Genomic DNA, 15382 nt, shown 5'->3' on the forward strand with positions numbered 1-15382 from the left:
CTTCAGGCCTGTTCCAGGCCCGTCAGAACGTCGCGGTATGCGGACAGCTCGCGGGCCTGTCCACGCGGATTCACCACGACATAGCGGATGATGCCCGCTGCATCGATGATGAACGTTCCGCGCCCGGCCATCCCGGTCTCCTGATCGAAGACGCCGTAAGTGCTTGCCACTGCCCCGTGGGGCCAGAAGTCAGCCAGCAGATCGAAGCCGTAGGCTTCCTTTTCGGCATAAGCGCGCAGACTGAACTTACTGTCAACGGAGATCGCCAAGACCGTAGCGCGGGCGTCCTCGAACAGTGCCAGGTTGTCGCGGATTTCACACAGTTCGCCGGTGCAGATGCCCGAAAAAGCGAACGGATAGAACACCAGGACAACGTTCTGCCCGCGGAAGGAGGACAGCCGTACAGGCTCCCCGAACTGGTTGACCAGCTCAAAATCCGGGGCGGACTCCCCCACCGCGGGGACAGGCCCGGCGGCGACGGAAAGCGCTGCCGTCACTTGTTCTTCTTACTGACCAGCCGGGTGGCGCTCCAGTCCTTGGAGACACCGGCCGAGGTGGTCAGGTGCAGGCCGGCCGTGGGAGCCGCTTCCTGGATTTCCGCCGGCGAGACGTAGCCCTGCCGCCCGGACTTGGGCGTAAGCACCCAGACGACTCCGCCTTCACTGAGCGTGGTCAGCGAATCCATGAGGGTATCCACCAGATCGCCGTCGCCCTCGCGCCACCAAAAAATGACGGCGTCTACAACGTCGTGATCGTCTTCATCCAGGAGCTCGGACCCGGTCAGGTCCTCAATATCCTCACGCAAGTCGAAATCGACATCATCGTCGTAACCGAACTCCTGAATCAGATCCCCGTTTTTGAAACCCAATTTTTCCGCCACATTTACCGAAGTGGCGGCGTCGGCCTCGCTCACGTGTTCCTCCAATGCCTAATACATGCATAACGCATAGTGATTTCCATTACTCCAAGCCAACACCCTTTGTGCCTGCGCTTCAAGCTGCCCGCCCCGCGATCCGCCATATTCTGCGTCACATAACGGGCCGTCAGCCTGCAGTGCAGCGGCTTTCGTCACACAACCAGTATGACGGCGAAATACAACTGCAGTGCCACGGAGGCGGCTACGCATCGCGCTTGAGTCGGAGCTAGAGTGGCTGATGACAACTATGCCTGCGGGGCGACCGCCTGGAATGGAATGCAGACATAGGCGTGATAGGACCCTGCCCGGCGCACATGACCGGGCTTGTTGTAACCGATACGTCGCACACGTCGCACTCATTCCGGACAGTCACCCTGCCCGTTGTGAAGGCGCCGATGCATGCGCGCAAAGAGAGGTTGGACGTGGCTGCAGGAGAAGATACCTCCCATATCCTCAGCGGGTTGACTAACCAGCTGCCTGATCGTGATCCGGAAGAGACCGCCGAATGGGTTGAGTCCCTGGATGCGCTGATCAGGGAACAGGGCACCGAGCGTGCCCAATACATCATGCGGAGCCTGCTGCAGCGTGCCGGCGCGCAAAGCGTGGGCGTGCCGATGGTGACCACCACGGACTACGTGAACACCATCCCGGTGGACCAGGAAGCGCAGTTCCCCGGCAACGAGGAATACGAGCGCCGGTACCGGGCGTACATGCGCTGGAACGCGGCCATCATGGTGCACCGGGCGCAGAAGGCGAACATCGGCGTGGGCGGGCATATTTCCACCTACGCCGGGGCCGCGACGCTGTACGAGGTGGGCTTCAACCACTTCTTCCGCGGCAAGGACCACCCCGGCGGCGGGGACCAGGTCTTCTTCCAGGGCCATGCCTCCCCCGGCATGTACGCCCGGGCCTTTATGGAAGGCCGGCTGACCGAGCAGGACCTGGACGGATTCCGGCAGGAGAAGTCCAAGGAAGGCCACGCGCTCTCTTCCTACCCGCACCCGCGGCTGATGCCCGGGTTCTGGGAATTCCCCACCGTGTCCATGGGCATCGGGCCGATGAACGCGATCTACCAGGCCCAGTCCAACCGGTACCTGCACAACCGCGGCCTGAAGGACACCTCGGACCAGCAGGTCTGGGCGTTCCTCGGTGACGGGGAAATGGACGAGCCCGAGTCCCGCGGCCTGCTCCAGCTCGCCGCGAACGAGAACCTGGACAACCTGAACTTCGTGATCAACTGCAACCTCCAGCGCCTGGACGGACCGGTGCGCGGCAACGGCAAGATCATGCAGGAACTCGAAGCGTTCTTCCGCGGCGCGGGCTGGAACGTCATCAAGGTCGTCTGGGGCCGGGAGTGGGATGACCTGCTCACCCAGGACACCGACGGGTCGCTCGTGAAGATCATGAACGAGACCCCGGACGGTGACTACCAGACCTACAAGGCAGAATCGGGCGGGTTCGTCCGGGAGCACTTCTTCGGCAAGACCCCGCAGACCAAGGACATGGTCGCGGACCTTTCCGATGACGATATCTGGAACCTCAAGCGCGGCGGGCACGATTACCGCAAGGTCTACGCCGCGTACAAGGCAGCCACCGAATTCAAGGGCAAACCCACCGTCATCCTGGCCAAAACGGTCAAGGGCTACGGCCTCGGACCGCACTTCGAGGGCCGCAACGCCACCCACCAGATGAAGAAACTCACCCTGGATGACCTGAAGAAGTTCCGCGACCACCTGCGGATTCCGGTCACCGACGAGCAGCTGGAAAAGGACCTGTACTCACCGCCGTACTTCCACCCGGGCAGTGATGCACCGGAAATCAAGTACATGATGGAGCGCCGGGCCGAGCTCGGTGGCGCCGTGCCGGAGCGCCGCTCCAAGCACCAGGACATCACCCTCCCGGACGCCAAGTCCTATGAGGTGGCCAAGCGCGGCAGCGGCAAGCAGCAGGCCGCGACCACCATGGCGTTCGTCCGGCTCCTCAAGGACCTCATGCGGGACAAGAACTTCGGTAAGCACATCGCCCCGATCATCCCCGATGAAGCCCGCACGTTCGGCATGGACGCGTTCTTCCCCACGGCCAAGATCTACAACCCCAAGGGCCAGAACTACCTCTCCGTGGACCGGGACCTGGTCCTGGCCTACAAAGAATCGGCCCAGGGCCAGCTGATCCACCCCGGCATCAACGAAGCCGGCGCCGTCGCAGCGTTCACCGCCGCCGGCACCGCCTACGCCACCCACGGGGTGCCGCTGATCCCGGTCTACGTGTTCTACTCCATGTTCGGCTTCCAACGCACCGGCGACGCCTTCTGGGCAGCCGGTGACCAGATGGCCCGCGGCTTCATCATCGGCGCCACCGCCGGCCGGACCACCCTCACCGGTGAAGGCCTCCAGCACGCCGACGGCCATTCCCCGCTGCTGGCCTCCACCAACCCCGCCGTGGTCACCTACGACCCCGCCTACGGGTACGAAATGGGCCACATCATCCGCGACGGCATCGAACGCATGTACGGGCCGGACTCTGAAGACCGTAACCTCATGTATTACCTGACGGTCTACAACGAGCCGATCACCCAGCCCGCGGAGCCCGAGGACCTTGATGTTGAAGGGGTCCTGAAGGGCATCTACCTGGTGGCACCGGCCAAGATCGACGGTCCCCGCACCCAGATCCTGGCCTCCGGCGTCTCCGTCCCCTGGGCCATCGAAGCCCAGCGGCTCCTCGCCGAAGACTGGGGCGTCTCAGCAGATGTCTGGTCCGTCACGTCCTGGAACGAACTGCGCCGCGACGGCATGGCCGCCGAGGAAGAAGCGTTCCTGAACCCGGGCAAACCCGCCCGCGTACCCTTCGTGACCGCCCAGCTCGCAGGCGCCACCGGCCCCGTAGTCGCCGTCTCGGACTACATGAAAGCCGTCCCGGACCAGATCCGCCAATTCGTCCCCAACGAATTCGCAACCCTCGGCGCAGACGGCTTCGGCTTCTCCGACACCCGCGCAGCAGCCCGCCGCTTCTTCAAGAACGACATCCACTCCATCGTGGTCCGTTCCCTGGAGATGTTGTCGCGCCGCGGTGAAGTCGATGCCCAGGCTCCGGCCCAGGCCATCGAGAAGTACCGCCTGCACAACGTCAATGCCGGTTCCACCGGCAACGCAGGCGGCGAATCCTGAGGCAATTCCTGCTGAGGTTCCGGCAGCGGAAATGAACGACGACGGCGGCCCCCACCCGAAGGTGAGGGCCGCCGTCGTCGTCTGCCGGCTTCCCCCGCGCAGCGCCGGGCTGTGACGCGGCTCCACCCGCGTTGTAGCCTTTGCACAAATGGAGCTTGGGCGGCGGGCACCGTATGCTCAGAAGATGCCTGAGCCCACCACCCCTACTGCGAAGCGCAAGCCAACCTCGCGCAGCACCACTCCGGAGAAATCCGAAACCCTGAAGAAGCTCCGGGCAAGTGTTGGCCAGCTGTCCACCACCACGCTTCGCCAGCTGGAGAAGTCGCTCCCCTGGTACTCCCGGCTCAGCTCGGAAGAGCGCTCGGCCCTGGGCATGGTGGCACAGAACGGCATCGCAGCGTTTGTCACCTGGTACGAGCGTCCCAGCTCGCCGTCGTGGATCCTCACCGACGTCTTCGGGACTGCCCCCACAGAACTGACCCGGTCCATCAGCCTGCAGAAGGCCCTTCAGCTCATCCGGATCGTGGTGGAGGTGGTGGAAGACCAGGTGCCGGTCATCGCGCCGGAAGCGGACCAGCCCTCCCTGCGCGAAGCGGTCCTTCGGTACTCCCGTGAGGTGGCCTTCGCCGCTGCGGATGTCTACGCCAGGGCAGCTGAGTCGCGCGGATCGTGGGACACCCGGCTGGAAGCGTTGATCGTGGACGCCATCCTCCGCGGTGAAAACACCGATGCCCTCCGGTCCAGGATTGCAGCGCTCGGTTGGAAAGCCCAGGAGCGGTTCACTGTCATGGTGGGGAATTCGCCATCGGAACCGAGCGCCAGTTACGTCAGCGAACTGCGCCGGCTGGCAGGCCGCTACGCGGAAGACGCGCTGGTGGGCATACAGGGCGACCGGCTGATCCTGATCCTGGGCGGTGTCCAGGACCGCGAAACCGCGTACCAGAAGCTCAGCGAAATGTTCGCCCCGGGACCGGTGGTCTATGGCCCGGAAGCAGGGTCCCTGCTGGAAGCCAGCAGCTCGGCCCAGTCTGCTTTTGCCGGCCTCACCGCCGCGCGGGCCTGGCCTTCCGCGCCCCGGCCGGTAGCCGCCGACGACCTGCTGCCGGAACGCGTCATTTCCGGTGACGAAGCCGCGCGGCGTTCCCTGGTCAAGAACATCTACCGCCCACTTGTTGCCGCCTCAAACGGGCTGGTGGAAACCCTGGGAACCTACCTCGAACTGGGCCACTCCCTTGAGGCGACGGCACGGGAACTGTTTGTCCACGCCAACACCGTGAGGTACCGGCTCAAGCGGGTCTGCGATGTTACGGGCTGGGATCCGCTGCTTCCCCGCGAGGCGTTTGTGCTGCAGGCGGCCCTTGTGGTGGGACGGCTTTCAGCGCCGCCAAAAGCGCCCGCCGAACGTCATCCGGCGCGGAATCAGGTCTGAGTGGTTGTAGACTTCCTACAATCTGACCCCTTGAGCTTGGTGCAGAGAAACACCGCTGGATGACACAGTAATTTGGAAAGCTGGATACGTGCTTGCAATAGTCTGCCCTGGACAGGGCTCACAGACCCCGGGTTTTCTGGCCCCTTGGCTGGAACTGCCTTCGGTAGCAGGCCAGCTGGCCTCCCTTAGCGAGATTGCAGGCATCGACCTGACTGCTCACGGGACCACCTCCGATGAAGAAACAATCAAGGACACCGCCGTTGCGCAGCCCCTGATCGTTGCCGCCGGGCTGGTAGCCGCCGCGTCCCTCTTCGACGTCGAACTAGGCTCACTTCCCGTGATCCTTGCCGGCCACTCGGTGGGTGAGATCACCGCCGCCGCCCTGGCCGGTGTGCTCACCGAGAATGAGGCCATGACGTTCGTCCGTGAACGGGCCAACGGCATGGCTGCAGCCGCAGCCGTGACGCCCACCGGCATGAGTGCCGTGGTAGGAGGGGACCCGGCCGAGGTCCTGGCCGCCATTGAGGCCGCGGGTGCAACTCCCGCCAACGTCAACGGCGCCGGCCAGACCGTAGCCGCGGGCACCTTTGAACAACTCAAGTCCCTTGCGGAGAACCCTCCTGCCAAGGCACGCGTCATCCCCCTGAAGGTGGCCGGAGCTTTCCATACTTCGCACATGCAGCCCGCAGTCAGCGCGCTTGAGGCGCTGAAGCCGCACCTCAAGCCGCAGAAGCCGCTGGTGCCCTTGCTGTCCAATTTCGACGGCCGCGAAGTGACTGACGGCGATGCCGCCGTCGAGAGCCTCATCGCCCAGGTCTCCAGGCCGGTCCGCTGGGATCTGTGCATGGAAACCCTCGTACAGCGCGGCGTCACCGGTGTGATTGAACTGGCGCCCGCAGGCACACTGGCCGGGCTGGCGAAGCGCGGCATGCCCGGCGTCAAAACAGTTGCAGTCAAAACCCCGGACGACCTCACGGCCGCACTGGCACTCTTCGCAGAATTGGAGGGAAATGCATGAGCGTTCCCACGCTGAACCAGCTTCCGGTCAACCAGTACAGCCGCATCCTCGGCCTGGGCGCGTTCCGGCCGGATGTCATCGTCACCAACGAGGACGTCTGCCAATGGATTGACTCCTCGGACGAATGGATCCGCCAGCGGACCGGCATCATCACCCGCCACCGCGCCGCCGCCGATGTCAGCGTCATCGACATGGCCGAAGGCGCAGCCCGGGAGGCCCTGCAGAAGGCAGGCATCGAAGCCTCACAGCTCGGTGCCGTGATCGTTTCCACGGTGACTCACCCGTATGCCACGCCGTCGGCTGCTGCCGCCCTGGCTGATCGCATCGGTGCGACGCCGGCCCCCGCCTTCGACATCTCGGCCGCGTGTGCCGGTTACTGCTACGGGATCGCCCAGGCTGATGCCCTGGTCCGTTCCGGTACCGCCACCTATGTCCTTGTGGTCGGGGCGGAAAAGCTTTCGGATGTCATCGACAACCGGGAACGCACCATCTCCTTCCTCCTGGGTGACGGCGCAGGCGCCGTTGTCATCGGCCCCTCCGACACCCCCGGCATCGGCCCCTCAGTGTGGGGTTCGGACGGAAGCAAATGGGACGCCATCGGTATGACGCGTTCCATACTGGACGTCCGCGACCTGAGCATGGCTGCCCGTCAGTCGGATGAGTCCGGCGACTTCGCCCTCCTGGAAGAAGCGCAGGAGCTGTACCCCACACTTCGCCAGGACGGACAGACGGTCTTCCGCTGGGCGGTCTGGGAAATGGCCAAAATGGCCGAGCAGGCCCTTGAGGCCGCCGGCGTCAAGGCGGAAGACCTGGTCGCGTTCATCCCGCACCAGGCCAACATGCGCATCATCGACGAGATGGTGAAGAAGCTCAAGCTGCCCGAGTCCGTCACCGTGGCCCGAGACATCGCCGACGCCGGCAACACCTCCGCGGCCTCCATTCCCCTGGCAACCCACCGCCTGCTCCAGGAAAAGCCTGAGCTCAGCGGCGGCCTCGCCCTCCAGATCGGCTTCGGCGCCGGCCTGGTCTTCGGCGCCCAGGTTATCGTCCTTCCTTAGGAACGTCCCATACAGTCCGCACCCGCGGGCTGAACCGTTTCCGGCACTTCCTGCCGGCAATAACAAGAAAAGGAGCCGTCAATGGCTAGCAACGAAGAGATCCTGGCCGGTTTGGCCGAAATCGTCAACGAAGAAACCGGCCTCGCCCCCGAGGCTGTGGAGCTGGACAAGTCCTTCACCGAGGACCTGGACATCGACTCCATCTCCATGATGACCATTGTGGTCAACGCCGAAGAAAAGTTCGGCGTGCGTATCCCGGACGAAGAGGTCAAGAACCTCAAGACCGTGGGCGACGCTGTCAGCTTCATCGCCGGCGCACAGGCCTAGCCAAGTCTTCAGCCACTTACGGTTGACAGGACTGCCGGCCTGCTTTTCTGCGGCCGGCAGTCCACCACATTTTTCCGGGCAGCCATTTGCCCAACATGCGGGACCCCGCCGGAGTTACCGGACACGGCCTGCCCAGCGACAGAGAGTGATCCAATGACACGCAAAGTAGTCATTACCGGTCTGGGTGCCACCACGCCCATCGGCGGCGACGTACCAACCATGTGGAGCAACGCGCTGAAGGGCGTCTCCGGTGCACGCACCCTGGAGGACGACTGGGTCGCCAAGTACGAACTGCCCGTCCACTTCGCCGCACGTTGCACTGTGCCGGCCCTGGATGTGCTGAGCCGCGTTGAGGCCAAGCGGATGGACCCCTCCACGCAGTTCGGTGTTGTGGCTTCCCGCGAGGCATGGGCCGATTCCGGCATCACGGAAATTGACCCCGACCGCCTCGCCGTGGCCTTCGCCACCGGCATCGGCGGTGTCTGGACCCTGCTGGACGCCTGGGACACCCTCAAGGAAAAGGGCCCCCGCCGCGTCCTCCCCATGACCGTGCCCATGCTGATGCCCAACGGCGTCGCCGCGGCCGTCAGCCTCGACCTGGGTGCCCGCGCCGGTGCCCACACGCCTGTTTCCGCTTGCGCTTCCGGCACCGAGGCCCTTCACCTGGGCCTGGATCTGATCCGTTCCGGCAAGGCCGACGTGGTCATGTGCGGCGGCGCAGAGGCGGCCATCCACCCCATGCCCCTCGCAGCATTCGCCTCCATGCAGGCACTCTCCCGCCGCAATGACGATCCCCAAGGCGCCTCACGCCCCTACGACATGGGACGCGACGGCTTCGTGATGGGCGAAGGCGCCGGTGCGCTGGTCCTGGAGGCCGAGGAACACGCCCTCGCCCGGGGCGCGCGCATCTACGGTGAACTTGCCGGCACGTCCGTGACTGCGGATGCCTACCACATCACGGCTCCGGACCCCCAGGGCCTCGGTGCCACCCGTGCCCTGAAGGCAGCCATGTTCGACGGCCGCATCCAGGCCGAAGACGTGGTCCACGTCAACGCGCACGCCACCTCCACCCCGGTCGGTGACAAGCCCGAGTACACGGCGCTCCGTGCCGCCCTGGGCAACCACATCGACAACGTTGCGGTCTCCGCCACCAAGTCGCAGATGGGCCACCTCCTGGGCGCTTCGGGCGCCGTCGAAGCAGTACTCACGGTGCTGGCCGTCTACGAACGAAAGGCTCCGGTGACCATCAACCTCGAGAACCAGGATCCCGAGATCCCCCTGGACGTTGTCACTAAGACGCCGCGCGAACTGCCCGCCGGCGACATTGTCGCGCTCAGCAACTCCTTCGGCTTTGGCGGCCACAACGCCGTCATCGCCATCCGCAGCGTCTAACCCCGGTTTCCGCTGATGCGGAAGGAGGCCCCGCGCCTGTGCACTGCACAGGCGCGGGGCCTCCTTTTGCTATGGAACATGGTAATTCTCTGCCGTGGTGCTTACCGCTTCGGTGCAGGGGACCGCGTCCGCCGTGGCGTTACTGGCGGAGTGACTGGACGGCGGTCAGCCGACCTGGTGCAGCCAGCGGACCGGGGCACCCTCGGCTGCGTGGCGGAACGGCTCAAGTTCCTCGTCCCAGGCCTCACCGAGCGCAAGGGAAAGTTCGTGGTACACGGCAGAAGGGTCGCCAGCGCCTGATTCATAGGCGTAGCGGATCCTGTCCTCTGAGACCATGATGTTGCCGTGAACGTCCGTGGTGGCATGGAAGATTCCGAGTTCAGGGGTATGGGACCAGCGGCCGCCGTCGACGCCCTGGCTCGGTTCCTCCGTGACCTCGTAGCGCAGATGAGCCCAGCCACGGAGGGAGGATGCCAGCAGGGAACCGGTCCCCGGGGCCCCCGTCCAGGAGAGCTCAGCACGGAACATTCCGGGCGCGGCAGGTTGAGGGGTCCACTCAAGATCCGTTCGCTTATCCACGACGGATCCAATGGCCCACTCGACATGCGGGCACAGTGCCGTAGGGGCCGAGTGAACGAACAGCACACCGCGGGTCATTGCAACAGACATTCCATCCTCCATAGCTGTAGGTACGTCTTCCCCAACGACCTCTGCCTGGATGAAACTGCCCGTGCTGTCTGTCCAGCGGCGGTGTTCCTTTACTGATTATTAAACTAAGTCCAGACTTGCTGTGACGCACAAAGCGAAGAGCTTCAAGCGAAACTTGAAAGTTGCCGGACGTGACTCTTATTGTGCCGTACACCGCGTAATTACGCCAGTGCGATTCGCCACACCCGACATGAAGCGTTGTTTGCCGTCACTGCGGGAAAAAGTGATGGCTGTCAGGCCCTCGGATGGGCCTGCTGGTAGCTCTTCCGGAGCCGTTCCACCGACACATGCGTGTAGATCTGGGTTGTGGCCAGGCTGCTGTGGCCCAGGATCTCCTGGACCGCACGGAGGTCCGCGCCGCCATCCAGGAGATGTGTGGCGGCGGAGTGCCTGAGAGCATGCGGGCCGGTGGCGGAGGTGTCGCCCAAGGCCTCGAAGAGGTCCTTGACCACCGTCCGGACCTGGCGCTGGTCAACGCGGTTGCCCCGGGAGCCCAGAAACAGCGCCGGACCGCTGTGCCCGTTGGCCAGGGACGGCCGGCCCCGGCGGAGCCAGTCGTCCACAGCGACCGCGGCCGGAACTCCGTAGGGGACGGTCCGCTCCTTGTTGCCCTTGCCAACCACGCGCAGGGTGCGGCGGTCCGGGTTGAGGTCGTCCACATCCAGGCCCGCCAACTCCCCCACGCGCAGCCCGGTTGCGTAGAGGACTTCCACTATGGCGCGGTTGCGCACCGGAATCGGCGAGCCTTCGGCGGCGGCTTGCTCAAGGCCGGTCAACAGCCGTACAAGCTGTTGGGACTGCAGAACCCCGGGCAGTGATTTTTCTGCTTTGGGCGCCCTCAACCGGAGGGCGGGGTCCACCGTGATGATTTCTTCCCGCAGCGCCCACGTGGTGAAGGACCGTGCAGTGGCCGATCGCCGGGCCAGGGTGGACCGGGACATCCCGGCCTGGCTCTGTGCCCCCAGCCAGCCTCGGAGAGTCGTCAGATCCAGTCCCGGCAGATCGGTGAGGCCCTCTGAGACGGCGTATTCAAGGAGGCTCCGCAGGTCGGAGAGGTAGGCGCGCCGTGTGTGTGCAGACCGTGCACGCTCCGCCTCAAGATACCGGCCAAAGCCCGCGAGTGCCTGCTCATACGCCGGGGGCAGTTCCTGATTCTCCACGCCTATACTGTCCCAGAATTTTCCCGCCAATCCGGCCAGGGACACAGGAGACCCTCCGGAATCTATCCGGAGGCCTTGGCACGTTTCCAGCCGCCCCTCTCAGAGACGGCCAGCCCCAGCAGCCCGAGCCTGCCCAGCCCTGCGCGCACGGAGTCGGCACTGAGGCCCGCGACAGCGCACAGCTTGTCCACCGACGTTGTGGAGCGGAGGGGCAGGGCATCGAGGAGGATCAGATCCTCCAGCGTGAGGCCGTCCTGTACTTTGTCACGCGCCGATCCGGGCTCAGCAAGCCCGTCACCGCTGGGTGACGCCAGTTCGGCGATCTCGGCTGCGTCGGTCACGCAGACTGCACCGCCATCACGGAGCAGCCGATGACAGCCGGCAGAGTTTGCGCTGTGCACAGAACCCGGCACAGCTCCGACCGCCCTGCCCAGGCTCTCGGCGTGGTGGGCAGTGTTCAGCGCTCCGGAACGCCACCGGGCTTCCACCACTACGGTCACGGCCGCCAGCGCGGCGATTAGCCTGTTCCGTTGAAGAAACCGGTAACGTGTTGGCGCCGATCCGGGCGGTACTTCGGCCAGCACCGCCCCCTGGTTGCAGACAGCACGTAGAAGATCCTCGTTTCCTGCCGGGTAGAAGCGGTCCACGCCGCCGGCCATAACAGCAATGGTGGGCACCGCTCCGGATCCCCCGGCCAACGCCGCCCTGTGCGCGTGCGCGTCGATGCCGTACGCCCCTCCGGACACAATCGTGAAGCCGCGCTGGGCCAGAGAGTAGGCAAGGTCCCCGGTGACCGAGGCACCGTAGCTGGTGCTGTCGCGCGAACCAACCAGTGCCACGCTTCGCGAGGGGCCGGGCAACTCCTGTTCCACGCCACGCCACCAGAGGCAGATGGGTTCGTGGACTCCGAGGTCCCCCAGCTGGCCGGGCCAGAGATCGTCCGACGGGATAATCACCCGGCCGCCGAGCCGCGCCATGGTGGCAAGGTCGCGCTCAGGTTCCAGATCCGGGATGCGCGGTGCCCAGCGTTTGAGGGCTGCCGCCATTCCGCCCCAGCTGGTAGCGGCGCCATTGTCCGCCAGAATGCCGGTGATTTCCTGTTCCAGCGCCGGTCCGGCAGCAGCCTTGCCCGTGGCGATCTGCAGGGCGTCCCGGGCGCCTGTTGCCTGCACAAGCGCCAGTCCGGCGGCGTCCTGGGGTTCCATGAGCCGCGACAGCGCGGCCCGGGCGATCCGTTCGTTATCCATTTGTACCGTCCTTCACGCCGCCGCCGAGGCAGCCTGCCGCAGGCCCAGGGCCTGGCCGATGTCATTAGTGTCCGGGGTGTCCCGTTGTGACAGGTCCGCCAGTGTCCAGGCGAGCCGCAGGACCCTGTCGTAGCCCCTGGCTGTCAGCACACCCCGTTCCAGGGAGTGGTCCAGGATCCGTGTGGCCGTGGCCGGCAGGCGCAAAGCCCCGCGCAAGATCCGGCCGGGCACCTGTGAATTGGTTTCCAGCCCCAGCGGCCGCAGCCGTTCCGCCTGCCGGGTCCGGGCATCGCATACCCGTGCGGCCACGGCAGCAGTGTTCTCTTCCGCCCCCGCCTGGCCGAAGTCGGCCAGCGAGACCCGTTCCACCTGCAACTGGATATCCACACGGTCAAGAAGCGGGCCGGACATCCTGGCCACATACCGCCGGCGCATCATTGGCGTACACGTGCACTCAAGGCCCTTGCCTGACGCTTTGCCGCAGGGACACGGGTTGGCGGCAAGGACCAGCTGGAAGCGGGCAGGATAAGCGGCCGTCCCCGCGGAACGGTGGATCACGAGTTCTCCGCTTTCCAGCGGTTGCCTCAACGCGTCCAGGACACGGCGTTCGTATTCGGGCGCTTCGTCAAGGAACAGGACACCCCTGTGCGCCCGCGATGCGGCACCGGGGCGCGGCAGTCCTGATCCACCGCCGATGATGGCGGCTGCCGTAGCTGAATGGTGAGGGTTCTCAAACGGCGGACGACGCAGGAGTTGCACGGCGGACGAGGGAAGGCCGCACAGCGAGTGGATGGCGGTGACTTCCATTGCTTCGTTGTCGGCAAGGTCCGGCAGCAGGCCGGGCAGCCTTTCCGCCAGCATGGTCTTGCCCGCGCCCGGAGGAATGCGAATAACGGCGTGATCGACGGTACTGCGATCCTTGCAATCTCAGGCAGAACGGTGCGATCACCACATGCACGTCAGGATCGGCCTTATGACCGTTCAGGCGCATGAGTCTGCCAGGAGACAGCAGCCGGGGCATGGACCGATAATGAGCGGCTATGGAAGGCATGACGAAAAGAAAGAACCCCGACAGCCTGGGCTGTCGGGGTTCCGTCGAGGCCTGTCAGGAGCCGCTGATCTTCCCTGCCGCGATGAGCTGCTGGGCGCGCTGCTGCTGCTCATCGTCGCCAAAGCGCGCCACCGCCGTCATCAGGTCCATGCCGTCCTCAAGTCCGCCATAAATGTCCTCCAGCCGCTCGCGCGAGCCGCCGAGCAGGCTGATACCGCCCAGCGCGTTAATCTGCTCGAGCTGCAGGTACGCGCGGTACACGAGGTCGACCTGCACACCGTCATCGGCGGTGAAGGGGTTCGGGACGTAGTCGGCGTCAGGCGTAAGGCCATCCGTGTCGAGGCCCAACTGGGCCAGCTCGTTCTTGTTCATGGATGCTTCTCCTTGGTTTTGGGACTGTCACTCGGCTGTGACGACTCTCGATCTGAGACCGTCAGGATGCCCCCGGCCGGGCTCCGCCTGGCTGGAACGCCAGCGGGCCGACCACGACGATCACACTGCTTTGGACGTCACTTACCTGGCGTACCAGGACGTCATCGACGCCTTTCAGCATACCGATGGGTGGACCAGCAAGCGTGGCATGCAGAAAGCGAATGAGCAGTTGGCAGGGGCCTGCCGGGAGGCAGCAGCCCCATTTTGTCACATTTGCATAACGGCCTGTCGGAACCCCTTGGGTTCAGGGGCTTGCGTACTATACCCCGCGCGGGGGTATATTCGAGGTGTTGTCAGTGAAGTGGTATGTCCCGGCCGGTGCCCCACGCCGCCTTTCACAGCCGTTCTACCCCAGCGACCATCGATCCTTCGTCTTCAAGGAATGGAAACTGACATGTGTGGAACTGAAATCCGTACCGAACGGCCTCTCGTTTCAGCCGCCTCGGGCTGCTCCTGCTGCTCAACCGAAGCTTCCTCCGCGCCCGCCACAGATGTCGGCGCCAACGGCGCCGTATTTGCAGTCGAGGGCCTGGCCTGCTTGCATTGCGTGCAGACCGTCCAGAAGGCCGTGTCCGCCCTTGAGGGTGTGGAGTCTGCCTCTGTTGACCTTGTTCCGGGCTGCCGTTCCCGTCTGACTGTCGGCGGCAAAGCCGACGACTCCGCTGTGCGGGAGGCTGTTACCTCCGCCGGCTACACACTCATCAGCAACTGACCTCCCCAGGCCTCCCCTGGCAGCAGGGGCCGTGCTGATCCGTGTCCACGATTGTGGTGGCACTGAACGCCCAGTTGCTGCGGAGCGTGAAACTCAATCCCTCCCAGGCACGTTGAACAAGAGGCTGTGACCCGGCATGCCGGTAGGCTTAAGGCTCTGGACAGCCTGCACGGAAGGGAGGAAACATTGTGAACTCATTATCTCGTGGACCCTTCAGCGCGTTCTTCCTTCGTGCAGGCTTCCTGACGGCGGCCCTGGCCATCATCGCCGGTATCTTCGGCATGCACATCATCACCGGCGCGCACCATATGAGCGCCGCGAACAGCATGCCGGCGCCGGCGGCCCAGTCATCCGTGCACCTGGAAAGCCTTCCCGCCGGCCACTCCCAACCACCGGGGATGTCCACGGACGGGGCGGTGGTTGCCCAAGCGGCAGCGGGGGCGTCTTCGTCCTGCGCCCCTGACGGGTCCTGCCCCGAGATGTCCGCCGGCGGCAACGCCTGCGTGCTGTCCCCGGGAAGCACCTCGCTTTCGGCCCCTGCGCCGGGAACAGCGCCCTATGCCTTACCGGACTTTGGTGCGGCGGCGGCAGCCAGCACGAACTATTCCTACTCACCGGGCAGCCCTTCTCCCGGTGACCTCTGTATCAGCCGGACGTAAACCAGCACGACGCGCCGTGTCCTTCCCGGCGCGGCTTCGAGCTACCTCGGCACGCATAAAACAGGCCGCCCCCGCTCGGGGGCCGTCACTGCATGCAATCCCACAGGCG

14 protein-coding genes and 1 pseudogene are annotated in these 15382 nt (G+C 65.0%); 8 read left to right on the forward strand and 7 right to left on the reverse strand.

Translation table 11 applies throughout. The features are described 5' to 3' along the window. Positions 1–2: 2 nt before the first annotated feature. Positions 3–497: a peroxiredoxin gene (locus IDT60_RS10980; protein WP_164199261.1), complete on the reverse strand. Its 495-nt coding sequence runs from the start codon at positions 495–497 to the stop codon at positions 3–5. Further along, a complete protein-coding gene (locus IDT60_RS10985) occupies positions 494–913 on the reverse strand; it encodes a DUF3052 domain-containing protein (RefSeq protein WP_164199259.1) in 420 nt (139 codons plus the stop codon). Before IDT60_RS10985 ends, IDT60_RS10980 begins: the two co-directional genes overlap by 4 nt. A gap of 398 nt (positions 914–1311) precedes the next feature. Here IDT60_RS10985 and aceE point away from each other — a divergent pair, with 398 nt between their 5' ends. From aceE to IDT60_RS11015, 6 genes are all read left to right on the forward strand, one after another. Continuing rightward, a complete protein-coding gene (aceE, locus tag IDT60_RS10990; RefSeq protein ID WP_191079110.1) occupies positions 1312–4080 on the forward strand; it encodes a pyruvate dehydrogenase (acetyl-transferring), homodimeric type in 2769 nt (922 codons plus the stop codon). Between the two features lie 184 nt (positions 4081–4264). Next, positions 4265–5509 (forward strand): CdaR family transcriptional regulator, encoded by a 1245-nt coding sequence (locus IDT60_RS10995; protein ID WP_164199255.1) that lies wholly within the window; start codon positions 4265–4267, stop codon positions 5507–5509. A gap of 88 nt (positions 5510–5597) precedes the next feature. Then, entirely contained in the window at positions 5598–6527 is a 930-nt protein-coding gene (locus IDT60_RS11000) for an ACP S-malonyltransferase (protein WP_191079111.1), read from the forward strand. After that, positions 6524–7585, forward strand: a complete 1062-nt coding sequence (locus IDT60_RS11005) for a beta-ketoacyl-ACP synthase III (RefSeq protein ID WP_191079112.1) — start codon at positions 6524–6526, stop codon at positions 7583–7585. The genes IDT60_RS11000 and IDT60_RS11005 overlap by 4 nt, the downstream gene beginning before the upstream one ends. An 81-nt stretch (positions 7586–7666) precedes the next feature. Next, positions 7667–7912, forward strand: coding sequence for an acyl carrier protein (locus tag IDT60_RS11010; RefSeq protein WP_009359314.1), 246 nt, complete (start codon positions 7667–7669; stop codon positions 7910–7912). 153 nt (positions 7913–8065) lie between these two features. After that, entirely contained in the window at positions 8066–9304 is a 1239-nt protein-coding gene (locus IDT60_RS11015; RefSeq protein ID WP_191079113.1) for a beta-ketoacyl synthase, read from the forward strand. 165 nt (positions 9305–9469) lie between these two features. On the opposite strand, the gene IDT60_RS11020 is transcribed toward IDT60_RS11015, so the two are convergent. The 5 genes and pseudogenes from IDT60_RS11020 to IDT60_RS11040 all read right to left on the reverse strand — a co-directional run bounded on the left by IDT60_RS11020 (position 9470) and on the right by IDT60_RS11040 (position 13842). Beyond that, positions 9470–9973, reverse strand: a complete 504-nt coding sequence (locus tag IDT60_RS11020; RefSeq protein ID WP_141140870.1) for a DUF3145 domain-containing protein — start codon at positions 9971–9973, stop codon at positions 9470–9472. Between the two features lie 272 nt (positions 9974–10245). Further along, the gene (locus tag IDT60_RS11025) at positions 10246–11172 is read right to left on the reverse strand and encodes a tyrosine recombinase XerC (RefSeq protein WP_191079114.1); all 927 of its coding nucleotides are present in this window, start codon (positions 11170–11172) and stop codon (positions 10246–10248) included. A 62-nt stretch (positions 11173–11234) separates the two neighbouring features. After that, positions 11235–12419, reverse strand: coding sequence for a DNA-processing protein DprA (gene dprA, locus IDT60_RS11030; protein WP_191079115.1), 1185 nt, complete (start codon positions 12417–12419; stop codon positions 11235–11237). 12 nt (positions 12420–12431) lie between these two features. Then, positions 12432–13304: pseudogene (locus IDT60_RS11035) on the reverse strand (YifB family Mg chelatase-like AAA ATPase); the annotation flags it as partial. Positions 13305–13524: 220 nt separating this feature from the next. Beyond that, positions 13525–13842 (reverse strand): hypothetical protein, encoded by a 318-nt coding sequence (locus tag IDT60_RS11040; protein WP_191079116.1) that lies wholly within the window; start codon positions 13840–13842, stop codon positions 13525–13527. Between the two features lie 454 nt (positions 13843–14296). On the opposite strand from IDT60_RS11040, the gene IDT60_RS11045 reads away from it, so the two are divergent. Both IDT60_RS11045 and IDT60_RS11050 read left to right on the forward strand, forming a co-directional pair. Then, complete coding sequence (locus IDT60_RS11045; protein ID WP_191079117.1) at positions 14297–14614, forward strand: heavy-metal-associated domain-containing protein; 318 nt, start codon at positions 14297–14299, stop codon at positions 14612–14614. A gap of 188 nt (positions 14615–14802) precedes the next feature. Beyond that, complete coding sequence (locus IDT60_RS11050) at positions 14803–15273, forward strand: hypothetical protein (RefSeq protein WP_191079118.1); 471 nt, start codon at positions 14803–14805, stop codon at positions 15271–15273. Positions 15274–15382 lie beyond the last annotated feature (109 nt).

Source organism: Pseudarthrobacter sp. BIM B-2242, from assembly GCF_014764445.1.
GTDB lineage: Bacteria > Actinomycetota > Actinomycetes > Actinomycetales > Micrococcaceae > Arthrobacter > Arthrobacter luteus_A.

Excerpts from the sequence above, each read along its gene's own strand:
- IDT60_RS10995 (WP_164199255.1), top strand. The coding sequence starts at position 4,265 with ATGCCTGAGCCCACCACCCCTACTGCGAAGCGCAAGCCAACCTCGCGC.
- IDT60_RS11015 (WP_191079113.1), top strand. The coding sequence starts at position 8,066 with ATGACACGCAAAGTAGTCATTACCGGTCTGGGTGCCACCACGCCCATC.
- IDT60_RS11020 (WP_141140870.1), bottom strand. The coding sequence starts at position 9,973 with ATGTCTGTTGCAATGACCCGCGGTGTGCTGTTCGTTCACTCGGCCCCT.
- IDT60_RS11010 (WP_009359314.1), top strand. The coding sequence starts at position 7,667 with ATGGCTAGCAACGAAGAGATCCTGGCCGGTTTGGCCGAAATCGTCAAC.
- IDT60_RS11040 (WP_191079116.1), bottom strand. The coding sequence starts at position 13,842 with ATGAACAAGAACGAGCTGGCCCAGTTGGGCCTCGACACGGATGGCCTT.
- aceE (WP_191079110.1), top strand. The coding sequence starts at position 1,312 with ATGCATGCGCGCAAAGAGAGGTTGGACGTGGCTGCAGGAGAAGATACC.
- dprA (WP_191079115.1), bottom strand. The coding sequence starts at position 12,419 with ATGGATAACGAACGGATCGCCCGGGCCGCGCTGTCGCGGCTCATGGAA.
- IDT60_RS11045 (WP_191079117.1), top strand. The coding sequence starts at position 14,297 with ATGTGTGGAACTGAAATCCGTACCGAACGGCCTCTCGTTTCAGCCGCC.
- IDT60_RS11005 (WP_191079112.1), top strand. The coding sequence starts at position 6,524 with ATGAGCGTTCCCACGCTGAACCAGCTTCCGGTCAACCAGTACAGCCGC.